Source organism: Mesorhizobium sp. M3A.F.Ca.ET.175.01.1.1 (assembly GCF_004791945.1).
Taxonomy (GTDB): Bacteria; Pseudomonadota; Alphaproteobacteria; order Rhizobiales; family Rhizobiaceae; genus Mesorhizobium.
This window is the reverse complement of sequence record NZ_SRTP01000006.1, coordinates 171,397-188,793: the sequence shown is the minus strand read 5'-3', so window position 1 is coordinate 188,793 and position 17,397 is coordinate 171,397. Positions and strand designations below refer to the sequence as shown.

Genomic DNA, 17,397 nt, shown 5'->3' with positions numbered 1-17,397 from the left:
CGATCTCAAACGGAAAGGCCCGCGGCATCGCCGCGGGCCTATTGTTCGTCCCTACCGTAGTTGGCGTTCGTCAATTCCCCGCCGTGTAGGCCGCGATCGCCGCCATGTTGACGATGTCTGAGTCCTTGGCGTTAAGCGAGACGATCTGCACCGGCTTGTTCAATCCGACCAGCAGCGGGCCGATGACGGTCGAGCCGCCGAGTTCCTGCAGCATCTTGGTCGAGATCGACGCCGAGTGGAATGCCGGCATGATCAGCACGTTGGCCGGACCGGTCAGCCGGATGAACGGATACTGCGCCATGGCGCGGGCGTTGAGCGCGACGTCGGCGGCCATCTCGCCGTCATATTCGAAATCGACGCGGCGCTTGTCGAGGATGCGCACCGCCTCCTGAACGCGCTCGGAACGCTCGCCCTGCGGATGGCCGAAGGTGGAGTAGGCGAGCATCGCAAGCCTCGGCTCATAGCCCATGCGGCGGGCAAAGCCGGCCGCCTCCTCGGCGATGTCGGCGATCTGCTCGGCATTCGGCATGTCGTGGACGGCGGTGTCGGCGACGATGACGGTGCGGCCGCGCGCGAGCACGATCGAAACGCCGATGACGCGGTGGCCGGGCTTGGCATCGATGATGCGACGAACATCGTCCAGCGCGGTGGAATAGTTGCGGGTCACGCCGGTGACGATGCCGTCGGCGTCGCCCAGCGCCACCATGCAGGCGGCGAAGTGATTGCGATCGTTGTTGATCAGCCGCTGGCAATCGCGGAACAGGAAACCCTTCCGCTGCATGCGCTCGTAGAGATAGTCGGTGTAGATGCCGTTGCGGCGCGACAGGCGGGCGTTGATGATCTCGAGGCCTTGTTTGTCGAGATCGATGCCGGCATGCCTGGCGTTCTCCTTGATGACGTCGTCGCGGCCAAGCAGGATCGCCGTGCCGAGCTTCTGGTTCACATAGGAGACGGCGGCGCGCATCACCTGCTCTTCCTCGCCCTCGGCGAAGACGATGCGCTTGGGCTGGCGGCGCACGCGATCGTAGATGCGCTGCAGGGTCGAGGCGATCGGATCGCGGCGCGCCGAAAGCTCCTGCGCGTAACGGTCGAGGTCGAGGATCGGCTTGCGGGCGACGCCGGACTCCATCGCGGCCTTGGCCACGGCGAGCGGGATGGCCGAGATCAGGCGCGGATCGAACGGCACCGGGATAATGTAGTTGGGGCCGAATTTCGGCCGGTTGCCCTGGTAGGCGGCGGCGACGTCATCCGGCACGTCGCGGCGTGCCAGCTCGGCCAGCGCGCGGGCGGCGGCGATCTTCATCTCGTCGTTGATGGTGGTGGCCCGGACATCCAGCGCGCCGCGGAAGATGTAGGGGAAACCGAGCACATTGTTGACCTGGTTCGGATAGTCCGATCGGCCGGTTGCCATGATGGCGTCGGTGCGGATCTCCGCCACTTCCTCCGGCGTGATCTCCGGATCGGGATTGGCCATGGCGAAGATGATCGGGTTCTTCGCCATCGACTGCACCATGGCCGTGGTCAGCGCGCCCTTGGCGGAGAGCCCGAGGAAGACGTCGGCGCCCTCCAGCGCTTCGGCGAGCGACCGCGCCTCGGTCTTGACCGCATGCGCCGACTTCCACTGGTTCATGCCCTCGGTGCGGCCCTGGAAGACGACGCCCTTGGTGTCGCACAGGATGACGTTCTCCGGCGAGAATCCCATCGCCTTCATCAATTCGATGCAGGCGATGCCCGCCGCGCCCGCGCCGTTGCAGACCATCTTGGTGTTCTTCATGTCGCGGCCGGTGATCTCCAGCGCGTTGATCAGCCCGGCGGCCGAGATGATGGCGGTGCCGTGCTGGTCGTCATGAAAGACGGGTATGTCCATCAGCTCGCGCAGGCGCTGCTCGATGATGAAGCATTCCGGCGCCTTGATGTCCTCGAGGTTGATGCCGCCGAAGGAAGGTCCAAGGAAGCGCACGCAATTGATGAACTCGTCGGCATCTTCGGTCGCGACCTCGAGATCGATGGAATCGACGTCGGCGAAGCGCTTGAACAGCACCGCCTTGCCTTCCATGACCGGCTTGGATGCGAGCGCGCCAAGATTGCCCAATCCAAGAATTGCAGTGCCGTTGGAGATGACGGCGACCATGTTGCCGCGCGACGTGTAGTCGAAGGCGCGGCTCGGGTCTTCCGCGATGGCGCGCACCGGGACGGCGACGCCCGGCGAATAGGCGAGGCTCAGATCGCGCTGCGTGGCCATCGGCTTGGTGGCGACGATCTCCAGCTTGCCGGGCCGCCCCATGGCATGGAATTCCAGCGCCTCCTGCGCGCTGACGGAAGGGCCGCTGCTTTCGGTTTTCCTGGCCATGATGCTCTTGATTTCCTCGCCGGTGCGGCACCCTTGAGATGGATGCCCGTGTTTTGTTGTTTTTTCCGATTAAGGCCAGAGGCCGCCGCTGTAAACCGCCAAGCCATGGGCAATCGCCGTTCCCGGCGCGAAGCCGCCAGGATCGCACGTTAACGCGGTCCGGCGATGCTGTGGCAGGAATGGCATCATGACCGGCGCTTTCCCCTGCTTTTCGAGCACTCGGCATTAAACCGCCTGCCCACATCTGCTAGCGTCCGGGCATGAACATGCACATGCCGACCGACCCCGACGCCCAGGAAGCGACGACGCCGGCGCCCGCCATCGGCGGCGTCACGCCGATGATGGAGCAGTATATCGAGATCAAGGCCGCGAACCCGGATTCGCTGCTCTTCTACCGCATGGGTGATTTCTACGAGCTGTTCTTCGATGACGCCGAGAAGGCCAGTCAGGCGCTCGGCATCGTGCTCACCAAGCGCGGCAAGCATCAGGGGCACGACATCCCGATGTGCGGCGTGCCGGTGCATGCAGCGGACGACTATCTGCAAAAGCTGATCGGGCAAGGCTTTCGCGTCGCCGTCTGCGAGCAGATCGAGGACCCGGCGGAAGCCAAGAAGCGCGGCTCGAAATCGGTGGTGCGCCGCGACGTGGTGCGGCTGGTCACGCCCGGCACGATCACAGAGGACAAGCTGCTGGCGCCTTCCGAATCGAGCTTCCTGATGGCGCTGGGGCGGGTGAAGGGCAGCAGCGCGGGCAACCAGGGCAGCTTCGCGCTGGCCTGGATCGACATCTCGACCGGCGCGTTCCGAGTGGCTGAAACCACGGCCGAACGGCTGCTTGCCGATATTTTCCGCGTTGATCCGCGCGAGCTGATCGTCGCCGAGCCGGTGTTCCACGACCCGGAGCTGCGGCCGGTTTTCGACGTTCTCGGCCGGGTCGCCAACCCGCAGCCGCCGTCGCTCTTCGACTCAGCCTCGGCCACGGGCCGCATCGCCCGCTTCTTCGAGGTGGCGACCCCCGACAGCTTCGGTACGTTCTCGCGCGCCGAGCTCTCGGCGATTTCCGGCGTGATCGCGTATGTCGAGAAGACGCAGAAGGCCGAGCGGCCGCCGCTGTCGCGCCCCGAGCGCGAGGAGAGCGGATCGACGCTGTTCATCGACCCGGCGACACGGGCCAATCTGGAGCTGTTGCGCACGCTTTCCGGCAGTCGGGACGGCTCGCTGTTCAAGGCGATCGACCGCACCGTGACCGGAGGCGGCGCCAGATTGCTCGCCGACCGGCTGATGGCGCCGCTGACCGATCCGGCGGCGATCGCGGCAAGGCTGGACTCGGTATCGTTGTTCCGTGCCGAGACGCGGTTCTGCCAGGGCCTGCGCGTGAGCCTCAAAAGCGTCGCCGACATGCCAAGGGCGCTGTCCAGGCTGGCGCTCAACCGCGGCGGTCCGCGCGACCTCGGGGCGCTGCGCGCCGGCTTCGAAGCGGCAGGCGCGATCGCCGCATTGCTGGCAACGGCAGACCTGCCGGCCGAGCTGGCCGCTGCGCTTGCCGCGATCAACGCCCTGCCCGAGGCGCTCGCCCGCCACCTCAGGGAGGCGCTCGACGACGAGCTGCCGTTGATCAAGCGCGATGGCGGCTTCGTGCGCAGCGGCTATCACGCCGAGCTCGACGAGATGCGGGCGCTGCGCGACGAATCGCGCAAGGTCATCGCCGGACTGGAGCGCTCGCTGATCGAGGAGACCGGCATCCGCTCGCTGAAGATTCGGCACAACAACGTGCTGGGCTATTATATCGAGGTTACCGCCAACCATCACTCGATCATGACCGGCAGCGATGAGGCCAAGGCGCGCTTCATCCACCGCCAGACCATGGCCAATGCCATGCGCTTCACCACGACCGAGCTGGCGGAGCTGGAATCGAAGATCGCCAATGCCGCCGACCGGGCGCTCAGCATCGAGCTCGCCGCCTTCGACAGGCTGACGGCAGAGGTGGTCGGCGAGGCGGAGCGGATCCGGGCCGGCGCAGAGGCGCTCGCCGTGCTCGACGTTTCGTCGGCGCTGGCCGTGCTTGCCGAAAGCGAGGGCTGGTGCCGCCCGCTTGTCGATGCCAGCCTCGCCTTCGAGGTTGCCGGCGGCCGTCATCCGGTCGTCGAACAGGCTCTGCGGCGTTCGGGCGAAGGCCCGTTCGTCGCCAATGACTGCGATCTCTCGCCCGACGCCGGGGCCAAGGCCGGCGCCATCTGGCTGCTCACCGGCCCGAACATGGGCGGTAAATCGACCTTCCTAAGACAGAATGCGCTGATCGCCATTCTCGCGCAGACCGGCTCCTTCGTGCCGGCGCAGAACGCCCATATCGGCGTCGTCGACCGGCTGTTCTCGCGCGTCGGCGCCTCGGACGATCTGGCGCGCGGCCGCTCGACCTTCATGGTCGAGATGGTCGAGACGGCGGCGATCCTCAACCAGGCCGGCGAACGGGCGCTCGTCATCCTCGACGAGATCGGCCGCGGCACGGCGACCTTCGACGGGTTGTCGATCGCCTGGGCGGCGGTCGAGTATCTGCACGAGAAGAACCGCTGCCGGGCGATCTTCGCCACGCATTTCCACGAGATGACGGCGCTCGCCGGCAAGCTGCCCCGGCTTCACAACGTCACCATGCGGGTCAAGGAGTGGGAAGGCGACGTGGTGTTCCTGCACGAAGTCGGCAAGGGCGCGGCCGACCGCTCCTACGGCGTGCAGGTGGCGCGGCTCGCAGGCCTGCCGGAAGCGGTGGTGGCGCGGGCCAAGGAGGTGCTGCACCAGTTGGAGGAGGGCGAGGTCTCGGGCAAGGCCAACCGCCTGGTCGACGACCTGCCGCTGTTTTCGGTTGCGGTGAAACGAGAAGCGCCGAAGCCGGCGAAGAACGACGCGCTAAGCGAAGCGCTCGGCGGCATCAATCCCGACGAGATGACGCCGAGGGAAGCGCTGGAGGCGCTGTATCGGCTGAAGGGATTGGCGCTGCGTTGACGGCTGGCGAAAGCCGCGATGACGGCTGATCTCCCTCCTTATGGGGGAGATCGGCAGCTTCCCTCACTCAAATCATCTCCAGCCCGCGCTTGCGCGTCGGCGGCGGGAAGGCGCGGTCGAGGTCAGCGAAATCTTGCGCCGTCAGCCCGATGTCGAGCGCGGTTGCGTTCTGGCGGACATGATCCTGACGGCTGGCTTTCGGAATGGCGATGACGCCTTTGTGCGCCATCACCCAGGCGAGAGCGACTTGCGCGGCGGTGGCATCATGGCGGGCGGCCACAGCGTCCAGCCTGGCGTTGCGTGCCAGCGCGCCCTGCTCGATCGGCGAATAGGCCATGAGCGGAATGCCGCGTTGCAGGCTCCAGGGCGCGAGATCGAATTCCGGGCCGCGCCGCGAAAGATTGTAGAGGATCTGGTTGGTCTGGACGTTGCCGCCGGAGGGCAGGCCGACGAGTTCCTCCATCTCGTCGGTGTCGAAATTGCTGACGCCCCAGTGGCGGATCTTGCCGGCCGACTTCAAGTCCTCGAAGGCTGCGACGGTTTCAGCCAAAGGCACGCTGCCCGGCCAGTGCAGCAGATAGAGATCGATGCGGTCGGTGGCGAGCCGCGTCAGGCTGTTCTCGCAGGCCCGCTTCACGCCGGCACGCGAGGCATTGGTCGGCAGCACTTTCGAGACCAGGAAGGTCTCGTCGCGGCGCCCGGCAATGGCTTCGGCCACGACTTCCTCGGCGCCGCCGCCGGCATACATCTCGGCCGTATCGATCAGCGTGATGCCGAGGTCCAGTCCGAGCTTAAGCGCCGCGACCTCGTCGGCGCGGCGGCGCCGATCCTCGCCCATTTTCCAGGTGCCCTGCCCCAGCACAGGAACGGTTTCGCCGGATGGGAGACTGGTGGTCCTGATGGTAGAGGGCATGGCTTGCTCCGCTGAATGCCGGATCGCAGCACAGTCGCGATTGGAAATCCAGAGTTCAAGCCGTGCGCTTTGGTCGGGATTTCCGGCGACGGCCTGCTAGTTGACCGGATGCCTTTGGAGCCAGTCCTGCATTTCCTTGATCTCGGCTTCCTGCGCCTTGACGACAGCTTCGGCGAGCTTGCGGATTTCCGGATCCTTGCCGTTGGCGATCACCACCTTGGCCATGTCGATGGCGCCCTGATGGTGCGGGATCATGCCGCGGACGAAGTCGACGTCGGCATTGCCGGTGTAGTTGATCATCATATCCTGGTGCATCTTGTCCATCGCCGCCTTGAAGCCAACGGTGGCAGGGCTCTGCGCGCCCATCGCCATGCCCGACATGTCGTGCTTCATCTCGTCCGATTGCGCAGGCACGCTTTCGAGGAATACCGCGATCAGCATTCCTGCCGCCATCAACAGCAGCACGATTTTCTTGGCCAAGGTCATTCAACATCTCCTTTTGACTTGATTTCGTATCTGGGGACTTCGGTCAGAGTTTCAACGTTCTCAGCCGCAGCGCGTTGGCAATGACCGAGACCGACGACAGGCTCATCGCCGCCGCCGCCAGCATCGGCGAGAGCAGCGTGCCGGTGAGCGGATAAAGCACGCCGGCGGCGATCGGCACGCCGAGCACGTTGTAGAGGAAGGCGAAGAACAGGTTCTGGCGAATGTTGCGGATGGTCGCCCGGGCGAGCGTGCGCGCTCTGACGATGCCGTTGAGATCGCCCTTCACCAGGGTGATGCCGGCGCTTTCGACCGCGACGTCGGCGCCGGTGCCCATGGCGATGCCGACATCGGAGGCAGCCAGCGCCGGCGCGTCGTTGACGCCGTCGCCAGCCATCGCAACGCCGGCGCCCCTGGCGCGCAGTTGGTCGACCAGCGCGCCCTTTTCCTCCGGCAGGAGGCCGGCGCGCACCTCGTCGATGCCGAGCCTGGCCGCAATCGCCTTGGCGGTACGTTCGTTGTCGCCGGTGGCCATGACGATCTTCAGCCCGCTGTCATGCAGGGCCTGGATCGCCTCGGCGGTCGTTGCCTTGACCGGATCGGCGACGGCGACGATGCCGGCCGGCTTGCCGTCTGTGGCGACGAACATCGCCGTCTTGCCGTCGATCTGCAGCGCTTCGGCCTTGGCCGACAGTGCGGAGGTGTCGACGCCAAGATCGGCCATCATCGCCGCATTGCCGAGCGCGACCCTCCTGCCCGCCACCGTGCCGGAGACGCCCTTGCCGGTCACGGCTTCGAAATTGCCGGCATCGGCAATCTTCAGTCCGCGTTCGCCGGCCCCCGCAACGATCGCTTCGGCCAGCGGATGCTCCGAGCCCTTTTCGAGGCCCGCGGCCAGGCCCAGCAGCTCATCCTCATCGACGCCGTCGGCAGCGACGACATCGGTCAGTCTTGGGCGCCCCTCGGTCAAGGTACCGGTCTTGTCGACGATGAGAGTGTCGACGGAAGCGAAACGCTCGAGGGCGGCGGCTTCCTTGATCAGCACGCCGGCCTGCGCGCCACGTCCGGTGGCAGTCATGATCGACATCGGCGTCGCCAGGCCCAGCGCACAGGGGCAGGCGATGATCAGCACCGACACCGCCGAGACGATGGCGAAGATCAGGCCAGGCTCGGGCCCGAGGACCGCCCAGGCGGCGAAGGCAATGACGGCCACCACCACGACGGCCGGAACGAAGTAGAAGGATACGCGGTCGGCCAGCCCCTGGATCGGAGCGCGCGAGCGCTGCGCCTTGGCGACCAGTTCGACGATGCGCGACAGCGTGGTCTCGGCGCCGACCTTCTCGGCGCGCATGACCAGCGAGCCGTTCTTGTTCAGCGTGCCGCCGGTGAGAGGTGCGCCTTCGGTCTTTTCGACCGGGAGCGGTTCGCCAGTGATCATCGATTCGTCGATCGCCGAGCGGCCTTCCAGCACGACACCGTCGACCGGCACGGCATCGCCGGGACGAACGCGGAGCCGGTCGCCCGCCTTGACGCTGTCGAGCGGCACATCGGTTTCGGAACCGTCGGCGCCGATCAGGCGCGCCGTCTTCGGCGCGAGATCGAGCAGGGCGCGGATGGCAGAGCCGGTGCGTTCACGGACTCTGAGTTCCATCACCTGCCCCAGGAACACCAGCGCTACGATGACGGCGGCGGCCTCGAAATAAACGGGCACGGCGCCGTCATGGCCTCGAAACTGATGCGGGAAGACGCCCGGGAACAGAGTTGCGGCGACGCTGTAAAGAAAGGCAGCCGCAACGCCGAGCGAGATCAACGTCCACATGTTCGGGCTGCGGTTCAGGATCGACTCCCAACCGCGGCGGAAGAAGGGGAAGGCTGCCCACAGCACCACGGGGCTCGCCAGCACCAACTCTGCCCATGTCTTTGTCCTATCGTCGACGACGTGCTCGAAACTCAGACCCAGCATCGGCGCCATGGCGATGATGAGCAGCGGCAGCGAGAGCACGGCGCTGATCCAGAACCGGCGCGTGAAATCGACGAGTTCCGGATTCGGGGCCTCGTCGCCGGTAGGCAGGCCCATCGGCTCCAGCGCCATGCCGCAGATCGGGCACGAGCCGGGCTTGTCGCGGATGATCTCGGGATGCATCGGGCAGGTGTATTGCGTGCCCTTCGGCATCGGCTGCGGCGCCGGTCGGCCCGCCAGGTATTTTGCCGGATCGGCTTCGAACCTCTCCTTGCAGGTGGCCGAGCAGAAATAGAGCCCCTGCCCTTCATGGCGAGCAAAATGCTTCGCGCTTGCGCGGTCGACATTCATGCCGCAGACGGGATCGACAGCCGTCAGATAGGGCTGCGGCTCGGCCTGGAATTTGGCGCGACAGCGCTCGCTGCAGAAATGGAACGTCCGAGCGGCATGCTCGGCCGTCGGCTTGCCGGCGGCAGGATCGACCGTCATGCCGCAGACCGGGTCGCGAGCAACCGCCTCGGCGGCGGGCGCGGCCGCCTTGGCGGAGCAGCAGCGCGCGCCATGCGCGTGATTGTGGTGATGGTCGGCCATGAACAGCGCCTCCGGCGTTTCGAATTGAAGTGGAGGTAGTCCTTCCAGTTACTGGAAGGTCAAGGGCTGCTTCTGACTTTTTGAGCCGCCTTGCCTCAAGGCCCGCGGCAGAGCCGAAAAATACACACCAAACCAAGGCAACATGCTATGCAGCCGCCAAGTTGGCGCGCGGCGATACCCCCGATGAAATGCCTTGTCATCAACCTTGACCGGTCTAGCGACAGGCTTGCCCATGTCGCGGCCCAATTCGACCGGATCGGTGTCCCATTCGAGCGGGTCGCGGCCGTCGAGGGGATGAGCCTGCCCGATCTTGCCTCAATGGCGCGGCCGGCAAACCATGCTTCCAAACTGCGTATGACCGAGGGTGAGATCGCGTGCCTGCTCAGCCACAGGGAGTGCTGGTCGCGGATTGCTGCCGGTGACGATGCCTATGTCGCCGTGTTCGAGGATGACGTGCTCGTTTCGGGCAATGCAGGGGCACTGCTTGCCGATGCCAGCTGGATCCCGGCCGATGCCGGCATCATCAAGCTCGAGACCTTCTTCCACAAAACGACCGTTGCGCGCAGGCGCCTCGCCGTCCGTCGCGGATTTTCGGCAAGCAGGCTGCATGGTGTCCATCTCGGCAGCGCCGGCTACATCGTGTCGAAACGAGCCGCCGGAGCACTGCTCGAGGCGACCGAGGTGATCAGCAGACCGGTCGACCACGTGCTGTTCAATCCGCGATTCAAGCCCCCTTCCGTCGAGGCGATCTACCAGTTGCGGCCGGCGCTTTGCGCCCAGGAGCATTTCATCGCGCAAGGAATGATCCGGTTCCCAAGCCTGCTCGTGCAGGATCGCGAAGAGCAGCTTGAGCTGAGAGGCATCCACAGAAAGCCGAAGGGATCATCCGGCGACAGGATCAGGCGCGAATTCCGGCGGATATGGCAACAGCTTGCGGATCTCTGCCGGCTGCGGCGATCGTTGATCGTGCCCTTCGAACAGTATCGAACACGCGTCCGGCCGCCCCATACACAGCGCGAAAAAAACGCGCTATAGACGCCGCCGAATGGCAAAGATCTCCCTGAAACTCGACGAAATCATCGACGGCGAGGCATTGCGCCGCGACATGACCGCGCTGACCGCGGCCCATGCGGGGGACGGTTCCCGCCAGGCGACACGCGCGGCCGTCCTGCAGTTGCTCAAGGCCCGCCTGGCCGATGGACGCAAGATCGCGGAAGCCATGCTGAAGGAAGATGGCGGCGGCAACGCCTGCGCCGAGCGGCTCTCGCATCTGATGGACGAGCTGATCCGGGCCCTCTACGACTTCGCCGCGACGCATGTCTACAGGGTCAAGAACCGCTCGGCGGCCGAGCGCATGGCCATCGTCGCGGTCGGCGGCTATGGCCGCGGCACGCTGGCGCCCGGCTCCGACATCGACCTTCTGTTCCTGCTTCCCTACAAGCAGACGCCCTGGGGCGAGCAGATCGTCGAATACATGCTCTATATGCTGTGGGACATGGGGCTGAAGGTCGGCCACGCCACCCGCAACATCGAGGAGTGCCTCAGGCTTTCGCGCACCGACGTCACCATCCGCACCTCGATCCTGGAAGCGCGTTTCCTGTGGGGCGAACGCAAGCTCTATGACGAGTTGCTCACCCGGTTCGACCATGAAGTGGTGCGCACCACGGGGCCGGAATATGTGCAGGCCAAGCTCGCCGAGCGCGACGAACGCCATGCCAAGGCGGGCGAAAGCCGCTATCTGGTCGAGCCCAACGTCAAGGACGGCAAGGGCGGGCTGCGCGATCTGCAGACGCTGTTCTGGATCGGCAAATATTTCTACCGCGTCCGCACCGGCGAGGAGCTGGTCGAGAAGGGCGTCTTCACCGGGGCCGAATATCGCGAGTTCCAGAAGGCCGAGGATTTCCTGTGGGCCGTGCGCTGCCACATGCATTTCCTCACCGGCAAGGCCGAGGAGCGGGTGCATTTCGACATCCAGCGCGAGATCGCGGAGCGGCTGGGCTACACCACGCATCCCGGCCTGTCGGCGGTCGAGCGCTTCATGAAGCACTATTTTCTCGTCGCCAAGGATGTCGGTGACCTGACCCGCATCTTCTGCGCGGCGCTGGAAGAGGAGCAGGCCAAGCATGTGCCCGGCTTCAACCGCATCTTCCTCACCTTCTCACGGCGCAAGCGCAAGCTTGCCGGCACGTCCGACTTCATCGTCGACAACCACCGCATCAACATCGCCGACGACATGGTGTTCGAGCGCGATCCGGTCAACCTGCTGCGGCTGTTCTGGTTCGCCGACAAGCATGGGCTGGAATTCCATCCGGATGCGCTGAAGCTGCTCACCCGCTCGCTCGGGCTCGTCCACAAATCGCTCCGGCGCGACGAGGAAGCCAACCGGCTGTTCCTCGACATCCTCACCTCCGACCGCAATGCCGAGCTCAACCTCAGACGCATGAACGAGGCTGGACTGCTCGGCAAGCTGATCCCCGACTTCGGCAAGATCGTCGCCATGATGCAGTTCTCGATGTACCACCACTATACGGTGGACGAGCATCTCATCCGCTGCATCGGCGTGCTGGCCGAGATCGAGCGCGGCGACGGCGCGAAGGTTCATCCGCTGTCGCACTCGCTGATGCCGGGACTGAAGAAAAGCCGCGAGGCGCTCTATGTCGCGGTGCTGCTGCACGACATCGCCAAGGGGCGGCCGGAGGACCATTCGGAAGCCGGCGCCAGGATCGCGCGGCGCATCTGCCCGCATATGGGGCTGTCGGCCGCCGATACCGAGACTGTCGCCTGGCTGGTCGAGAACCATCTCGTCATGTCGATGACGGCGCAGACGCGCGACCTCAACGACCGCAAGACGATCGAGGATTTTGCCTCGATCGTGCAATCGGTGGAGCGGCTGAAACTGCTTTTGATCCTCACCGTCTGCGATATCCGGGGCGTGGGGCCGGGCGTCTGGAACGGCTGGAAGGGACAGCTGCTGCGCACGCTCTATTTCGAGACCGAACTGCTTTTGACCGGCGGCTTCTCGGAAGTCTCGCGCGCCGAGCGCACGGCGGAAGCACGCGAGCAACTGGCGGAGGCGCTGGCTGGCTGGCCGGCCAAGGAGCGCAAACGCTACGTCGCCCAGCATTACGAGAATTATCTGCTGACGGTCGACCTGCCGGACCAATTGCGCCATGCCGAGTTCGTCCGCGAGGCGGATGCCGCCGGCAAGAAGCTCGCCACCATGGTCAAGACGCATGAGTTCGAGGCAGTGACCGAGGTGACCGTGCTGGCGCAGGACCATCCGCGCCTGCTCTCCGTCATTGCCGGTGCCTGTGCCGCGGCCGGCGGCAACATCGTCGATGCGCAGATCTTCACCACCTCGGACGGCCGGGCCCTGGATACCATCCTGATCTCCCGGGAGTTCGACCTGGACGAAGACGAAAGGCGACGCGCAGAGCGCGTCGGGCGGCTGATCGAGGACGTGCTGTCCGGCAAGAGCTGGCTGCCCGAGATGATCGAGAAACGCACCAAGCCTAAGCGCGGCGCCAAGGCGTTCCGCATCCCACCGCGCGCCGAGATCCGCAACACGCTGTCGAACCGCTTTTCCGTTATCGAGATCGAGGGGCTGGACCGGCCGGGCCTGCTCTCCGAGATCACCCGCGCGCTGTCCGACCTGTCGCTCGATATCGCCTCGGCGCACATCACCACATTCGGCGAGAAGGTCATCGACACCTTCTACGTCACCGACCTCACCGGGCAGAAGATCGACAGCCCGACGCGCACGGCCACCATCCACAAGCGGCTGATCGACACGCTCGAAGGCAACGCGGCCGAACGCAACGGCAAGGCCAAGGCAGCGGCCGCCGAGTGATCATCACCATCCATTTGACGCAATTGCGCAGGCAGTCATTCACCGCATGAGCCTTGTCAAGAAATTCGCCACGGTCGCTTCCGGCACGCTGATGAGCCGCGCGCTGGGCTTCGGCCGCGAGATGCTGATGGCGGCGGCGCTCGGCACCGGGCCGGTCGCTGACGCCTTCAACGCGGCCTTCCAGTTTCCCAACACATTCCGCCGGCTGTTCGCCGAGGGCGCGTTCAACGCCGCCTTCGTGCCGCTCTTCGCCAAGGAGATCGAGACGCACGGCACCGACGGCGCCAAGCGCTTTTCGGAGGAAGTGTTCGGCGTGCTGTTCTCGGCGCTGCTGGCGCTCACCATCGCCATGGAACTGGCGATGCCGCTGATCGTCCGCTATCTGGTGGCGCCGGGCTTTGCCGACATCCCAGGCAAATTCGAGACGACCGTCCGGCTGGCGACGATCATGTTTCCGTACCTGATCTGCATGTCGCTCGGCGCCATGATGGCCGGCATGCTGAATTCGCTGCGCCGCTATTTCGCGGCGGCGATCGCGCCGGCCTTCCTCAACATCATCCTGATCAGCGTGCTGGCTTACGCCTGGTATCACGGTCTGGACGCCCATGATGTCGGCTTCGGGCTCTCATGGGGCGTGCTGGCGGCGGGGCTGGTTCAGCTCGCCATCGTCTGGGTGGCGGTGCGCCATGCCGGCATCTCGATCGGCTTCCGCCGGCCGAAGATGACGCCCAACGTCAAGCGGCTGCTGATCCTGGCGCTGCCGGCCGCGATCACCGGCGGCATCACCCAGATCAACCAGCTTGTCGGCACGGCGATCGCCTCGGGGCAGAACAGCGCCGTGTCCTCATTGGCTTACGCCGACCGCATCTACCAGCTGCCGCTCGGCGTCGTCGGCGTGGCGGTGGCGATCGTGCTGTTGCCGGAACTGTCGCGGGCGTTGAAATCGGGGAACCTGATCGAGGCCGCCAATCTGCAGAACCGCTCGGTCGAGTTCACGCTGTTCATGACGCTGCCGGCCGCAGCCGCGCTCTGGGTGATGTCGGAGCCGATCGTGCGGCTGGTCTATGAGCGCGGCGCCTTCGCCGCCAACAATTCGACGCCGGTCGTCGCCTCGATCCTGGCGATCTTCGGTCTCGGCCTGCCGGCCTTCGTGCTGATCAAGGCCTTCACGCCCGGCTATTTCGCGCGCGAGGACACGCGCACGCCGATGATCTTCGCCGCCATCTCGGTCGGCGTGAATGTCGCCATCGCCTTGTCCCTGTTCCCGTCGATGGGTGCGCCGGGCATCGCCGTCGCCTCGGCCATCGCGGGCTGGGTCAACGCGCTGATGCTGCTCGGCATGCTGATCCGCCGCGGCCATTGGGGGCGCGACATGCCGCTGTTGAGGCGGATTCCGCGGCTGGTGCTTTCGGCCGTCATAATGGCGACAGCGCTTTACTTCGCCGAGCACTATTTCGCCGCGAAGCTCGGACCCGGCTCGCCGCTGGTGGTCAAGGCGACGACGCTGCTCACGCTCGTCGGCGGGGGTGCTGCGCTCTACTTCATCACCGCCTTCGGCACCGGCGGCGCCGATTTCGGCATGATCCGGCGCAACGTCAGGCGTGGCTCGGCAAAGGCCACGCCGCCGCCAACGGAATGACGACCAGCGAGCCGCCGGCGCTTGCCCGCGCTCCAGCGCCAGCTTGGCTCCGAACAGACTGAGCAGGCCGCCGGCGATGCGATCGATAGCACGGCGCAGCCGCTGGTAGCCGTTGGAAACCGCTTCGGCGGAGCAGCCAGACCACGCAGGCATACCAGCCGACCGAGATCGCCACCCTGAGCGCGACCGCGAGCGAAGTCCCCAGGGCAAGCGAGGGCTGCGCCGGCAAGGCGACGGCAAAGATACTGGCAACCGAAAGCGCCGACGCGGATTGGCAAGGCTCGTTGCAAAGCCGATCCAGAAGGCCCTGCTGGTCCGGAAATTCTTCGCACCGGCGGGCAATATAGCATCGGCTGCGCTGCGTTTCTCAACCAGGACGATAAGCCTTACGCCCGAATAGATGAGGTAGCCGGCGCCGGCCAGTTTCGACGTTGCATAGCCCCACGGCGCGACCAGGAAGGGGTCGGTTCGGTCTAGGGGCAAAATGACGCTCTAAGCATCTGAACGCCGCTGAGTTGTCACGATACCCCACCTTCCAGGCGATCATTTCTATCGGCGACTGTAGATGAGCCAAAGATCGAAACGGCAAAAGAAATGAAACTGCGTAGTCTGGGCGTCATGCGTCTGTCGCGATAGTAGAGCAGCCACATGGGGCGCTCTCCAAGATGCCAATCCGGGAAAAGCCGGATCAAGCAGCCTGCTTCGATGTCGCGCATCAGCAGTATTTCAGGCTGCATGATAATGCCGAGGCCCGCTCGGGCTGCTGCAAGGACAGCTTGACCATTGTTCACGGTTATCATTCGCCTCGGCGAGACTCGTAGGTCTTCCTCTCTGCCGGTAAATCTCCAGGCCGAGTGCGCTGATGGTGTGAACGCCACAATTTCGTGATCTACCAGTTCCTTGGGATGCGAGGGGACTCCCCTGTCCGCGAGATATTCTGGCGCGGCGCAGATCGCCATTCGATAGGGCTTTAAAGGTCGAGCGATCATGCTGCTATCCGACATCACGCCGATGCGGAAAGCAACGTCAAACCCTTCTTCAATGAGGTCTACATTCCGATCAGTCAAAGTGATGTCGAGTTCTACATCAGGAGCTAGAGTTCGGTAGCCGGAGAGCGCAGGCATCAGTGCTTGCGCGCCGAAAGTCGTCGGCGCGGTTATACGCAGTATCCCTTGTGCCGTCGTCTGCTGCAGTTCGGCTGCCTCTTCTGCGATTGCAATCCGGTCCAGAATATCGCGGCATTGCTCATAATAGCTGGAGCCGAAGTCCGTCAGGCTCTGCCTACGTGTTGTTCGGTTGAGGAGACGGGTTCCGAGGCGCTGCTCCAGCGCAGCAATGTGCTGCCCAACCATCGCGGGCGACTGCCCGAGCTCTACCGCGGCCGCGCTCATGGAGCCGGCCTGCACAGTTGCAACGAACGCCTGCATAGAGCGAAGAAGGTCCATTTAATGGAAATGCTTTCAAATTATCCAAAAAATTGGGTTATTATCAGCTACCGAGAAGATAATTACAACTGCGCGGACACCTTCAGGAGATTCAAGGATGGTCAAGCGGTTCAGTAAGAAAACAGTCGTCATCACTGGCGCGGGAACGGGTATTGGGCGTTCGGCTGCAATTCGCCTCGCTGCGGAGGGAGCGCAGACCGTCCTTGTCGGGCGACGCCTAGAGCTGCTCGAACAAGTGGCTGCTGAAATCACGGCCACCGGCGGGGTAGCCAGAGTGATGGCGTGCGACATCGGCAATTCGGACCAAGTTTCTGCACTGTTCGGGCAAGTCGCTGACACAGCAGGACACATAGATGGCCTCTTCGCCAATGCGGGAATATTGGGACAATTCAAGCCGCTAGCCGAGGCGGAGGTTGCGGATTTTGCGGACCTGATGTCAACGAACGTGCTGGGCACATTTCTCTCAATCAAACATTGCTTGCCGTTCCTAGAGGGCGGCGCGATCGTCATCAATGCCTCGTGGACAGTCGACAGCGTGATGCCCGGCGCAGGTGTTTATGCTACGACCAAAGGGGCAACTGTCACCATGACGCGTACGCTCGCAATGGAGCAAGGACCGCGAGATATTCGGGTTAACAGCATCAGCCCTGGGATCATTCTCACGCCGATGGCTGAAGAGGCGCTCGATCCATCCTTGGCTGGCAAGCTGGCTGCTCACGCGCCACTCCGGCGTAACGGGACACCCGAAGACGTAGCCGGGACGGTTGCCTGGTTGCTATCTGATGACGCGCGTTTTGTCACCGGCCAGGACATTCTGATCGACGGTGGATTTACGCTCGGTGGGCCGCGGCTTTAAAAAAGAATGTTTACGCATGCAACAGTTCCTCTAGCGAGCGGCACGCGGTCACTCACCTTGCGCGCGCCTGTGTTTGGCGATCTCAGCAACAGTGTTTTTGCTGATGTCGAGATCGCGAGCAATCCAACGGTAACTGCGGCCTTCGGCGATCACCCCCACGACCCTTGGCGCGAGCCGATCTGACTTCGGTCGCTCTCCCATCTCACGGCCGAGTTTCTTGCTGCGTGCCTTGCTTTGGCAAGCCTGGTCTAAATCTGACGGTGGCGATGCCGATGCCGCAGACGGCGGCAAGCCCGGCGCCGCGCGAGCGCGCC

10 protein-coding genes are annotated in these 17,397 nt (G+C 64.6%); 5 read left to right on the top strand and 5 right to left on the bottom strand.

Annotated elements, in window-relative coordinates; all coding sequences use genetic code 11:
* Window positions 1-70 precede the first annotated feature (70 nt).
* Window positions 71-2,350, bottom strand: a complete 2,280-nt coding sequence (locus EN818_RS16645) for an NADP-dependent malic enzyme (protein WP_095806656.1) — start codon at window positions 2,348-2,350, stop codon at window positions 71-73.
* A gap of 260 nt (window positions 2,351-2,610) precedes the next feature.
* Here EN818_RS16645 and mutS point away from each other — a divergent pair, with 260 nt between their 5' ends.
* The gene (gene mutS / locus EN818_RS16640) at window positions 2,611-5,346 is read left to right on the top strand and encodes a DNA mismatch repair protein MutS (protein ID WP_095806657.1); all 2,736 of its coding nucleotides are present in this window, start codon (window positions 2,611-2,613) and stop codon (window positions 5,344-5,346) included.
* 67 nt (window positions 5,347-5,413) lie between these two features.
* Here the strand turns inward: mutS and EN818_RS16635 are convergent, their stop codons facing one another.
* From EN818_RS16635 to EN818_RS16625, 3 genes are all read right to left on the bottom strand, one after another.
* The gene (locus EN818_RS16635; protein WP_095806658.1) at window positions 5,414-6,259 is read right to left on the bottom strand and encodes an aldo/keto reductase; all 846 of its coding nucleotides are present in this window, start codon (window positions 6,257-6,259) and stop codon (window positions 5,414-5,416) included.
* A 96-nt stretch (window positions 6,260-6,355) separates the two neighbouring features.
* A complete protein-coding gene (locus tag EN818_RS16630) occupies window positions 6,356-6,745 on the bottom strand; it encodes a DUF305 domain-containing protein (protein ID WP_129553513.1) in 390 nt (129 codons plus the stop codon).
* 43 nt (window positions 6,746-6,788) lie between these two features.
* A complete protein-coding gene (locus tag EN818_RS16625) occupies window positions 6,789-9,293 on the bottom strand; it encodes a heavy metal translocating P-type ATPase (protein WP_189523797.1) in 2,505 nt (834 codons plus the stop codon).
* Window positions 9,294-9,476: 183 nt separating this feature from the next.
* Here EN818_RS16625 and EN818_RS16620 point away from each other — a divergent pair, with 183 nt between their 5' ends.
* Genes EN818_RS16620 through murJ form a run of 3 tightly spaced genes read left to right on the top strand, consistent with a single transcriptional unit; the run spans window position 9,477 to window position 14,782 of the window.
* Entirely contained in the window at window positions 9,477-10,328 is an 852-nt protein-coding gene (locus EN818_RS16620; protein ID WP_095806661.1) for a glycosyltransferase family 25 protein, read from the top strand.
* Between the two features lie 10 nt (window positions 10,329-10,338).
* Window positions 10,339-13,143, top strand: coding sequence for a [protein-PII] uridylyltransferase (locus EN818_RS16615; protein ID WP_095806662.1), 2,805 nt, complete (start codon window positions 10,339-10,341; stop codon window positions 13,141-13,143).
* Window positions 13,144-13,189: 46 nt separating this feature from the next.
* Complete coding sequence (gene murJ / locus EN818_RS16610; protein ID WP_095806663.1) at window positions 13,190-14,782, top strand: murein biosynthesis integral membrane protein MurJ; 1,593 nt, start codon at window positions 13,190-13,192, stop codon at window positions 14,780-14,782.
* Window positions 14,783-15,300: 518 nt separating this feature from the next.
* On the opposite strand, the gene EN818_RS16605 is transcribed toward murJ, so the two are convergent.
* Complete coding sequence (locus tag EN818_RS16605) at window positions 15,301-16,209, bottom strand: LysR family transcriptional regulator (protein WP_245521424.1); 909 nt, start codon at window positions 16,207-16,209, stop codon at window positions 15,301-15,303.
* Between the two features lie 115 nt (window positions 16,210-16,324).
* On the opposite strand from EN818_RS16605, the gene EN818_RS16600 reads away from it, so the two are divergent.
* Entirely contained in the window at window positions 16,325-17,083 is a 759-nt protein-coding gene (locus tag EN818_RS16600) for an SDR family oxidoreductase (protein ID WP_129553515.1), read from the top strand.
* Window positions 17,084-17,397 lie beyond the last annotated feature (314 nt).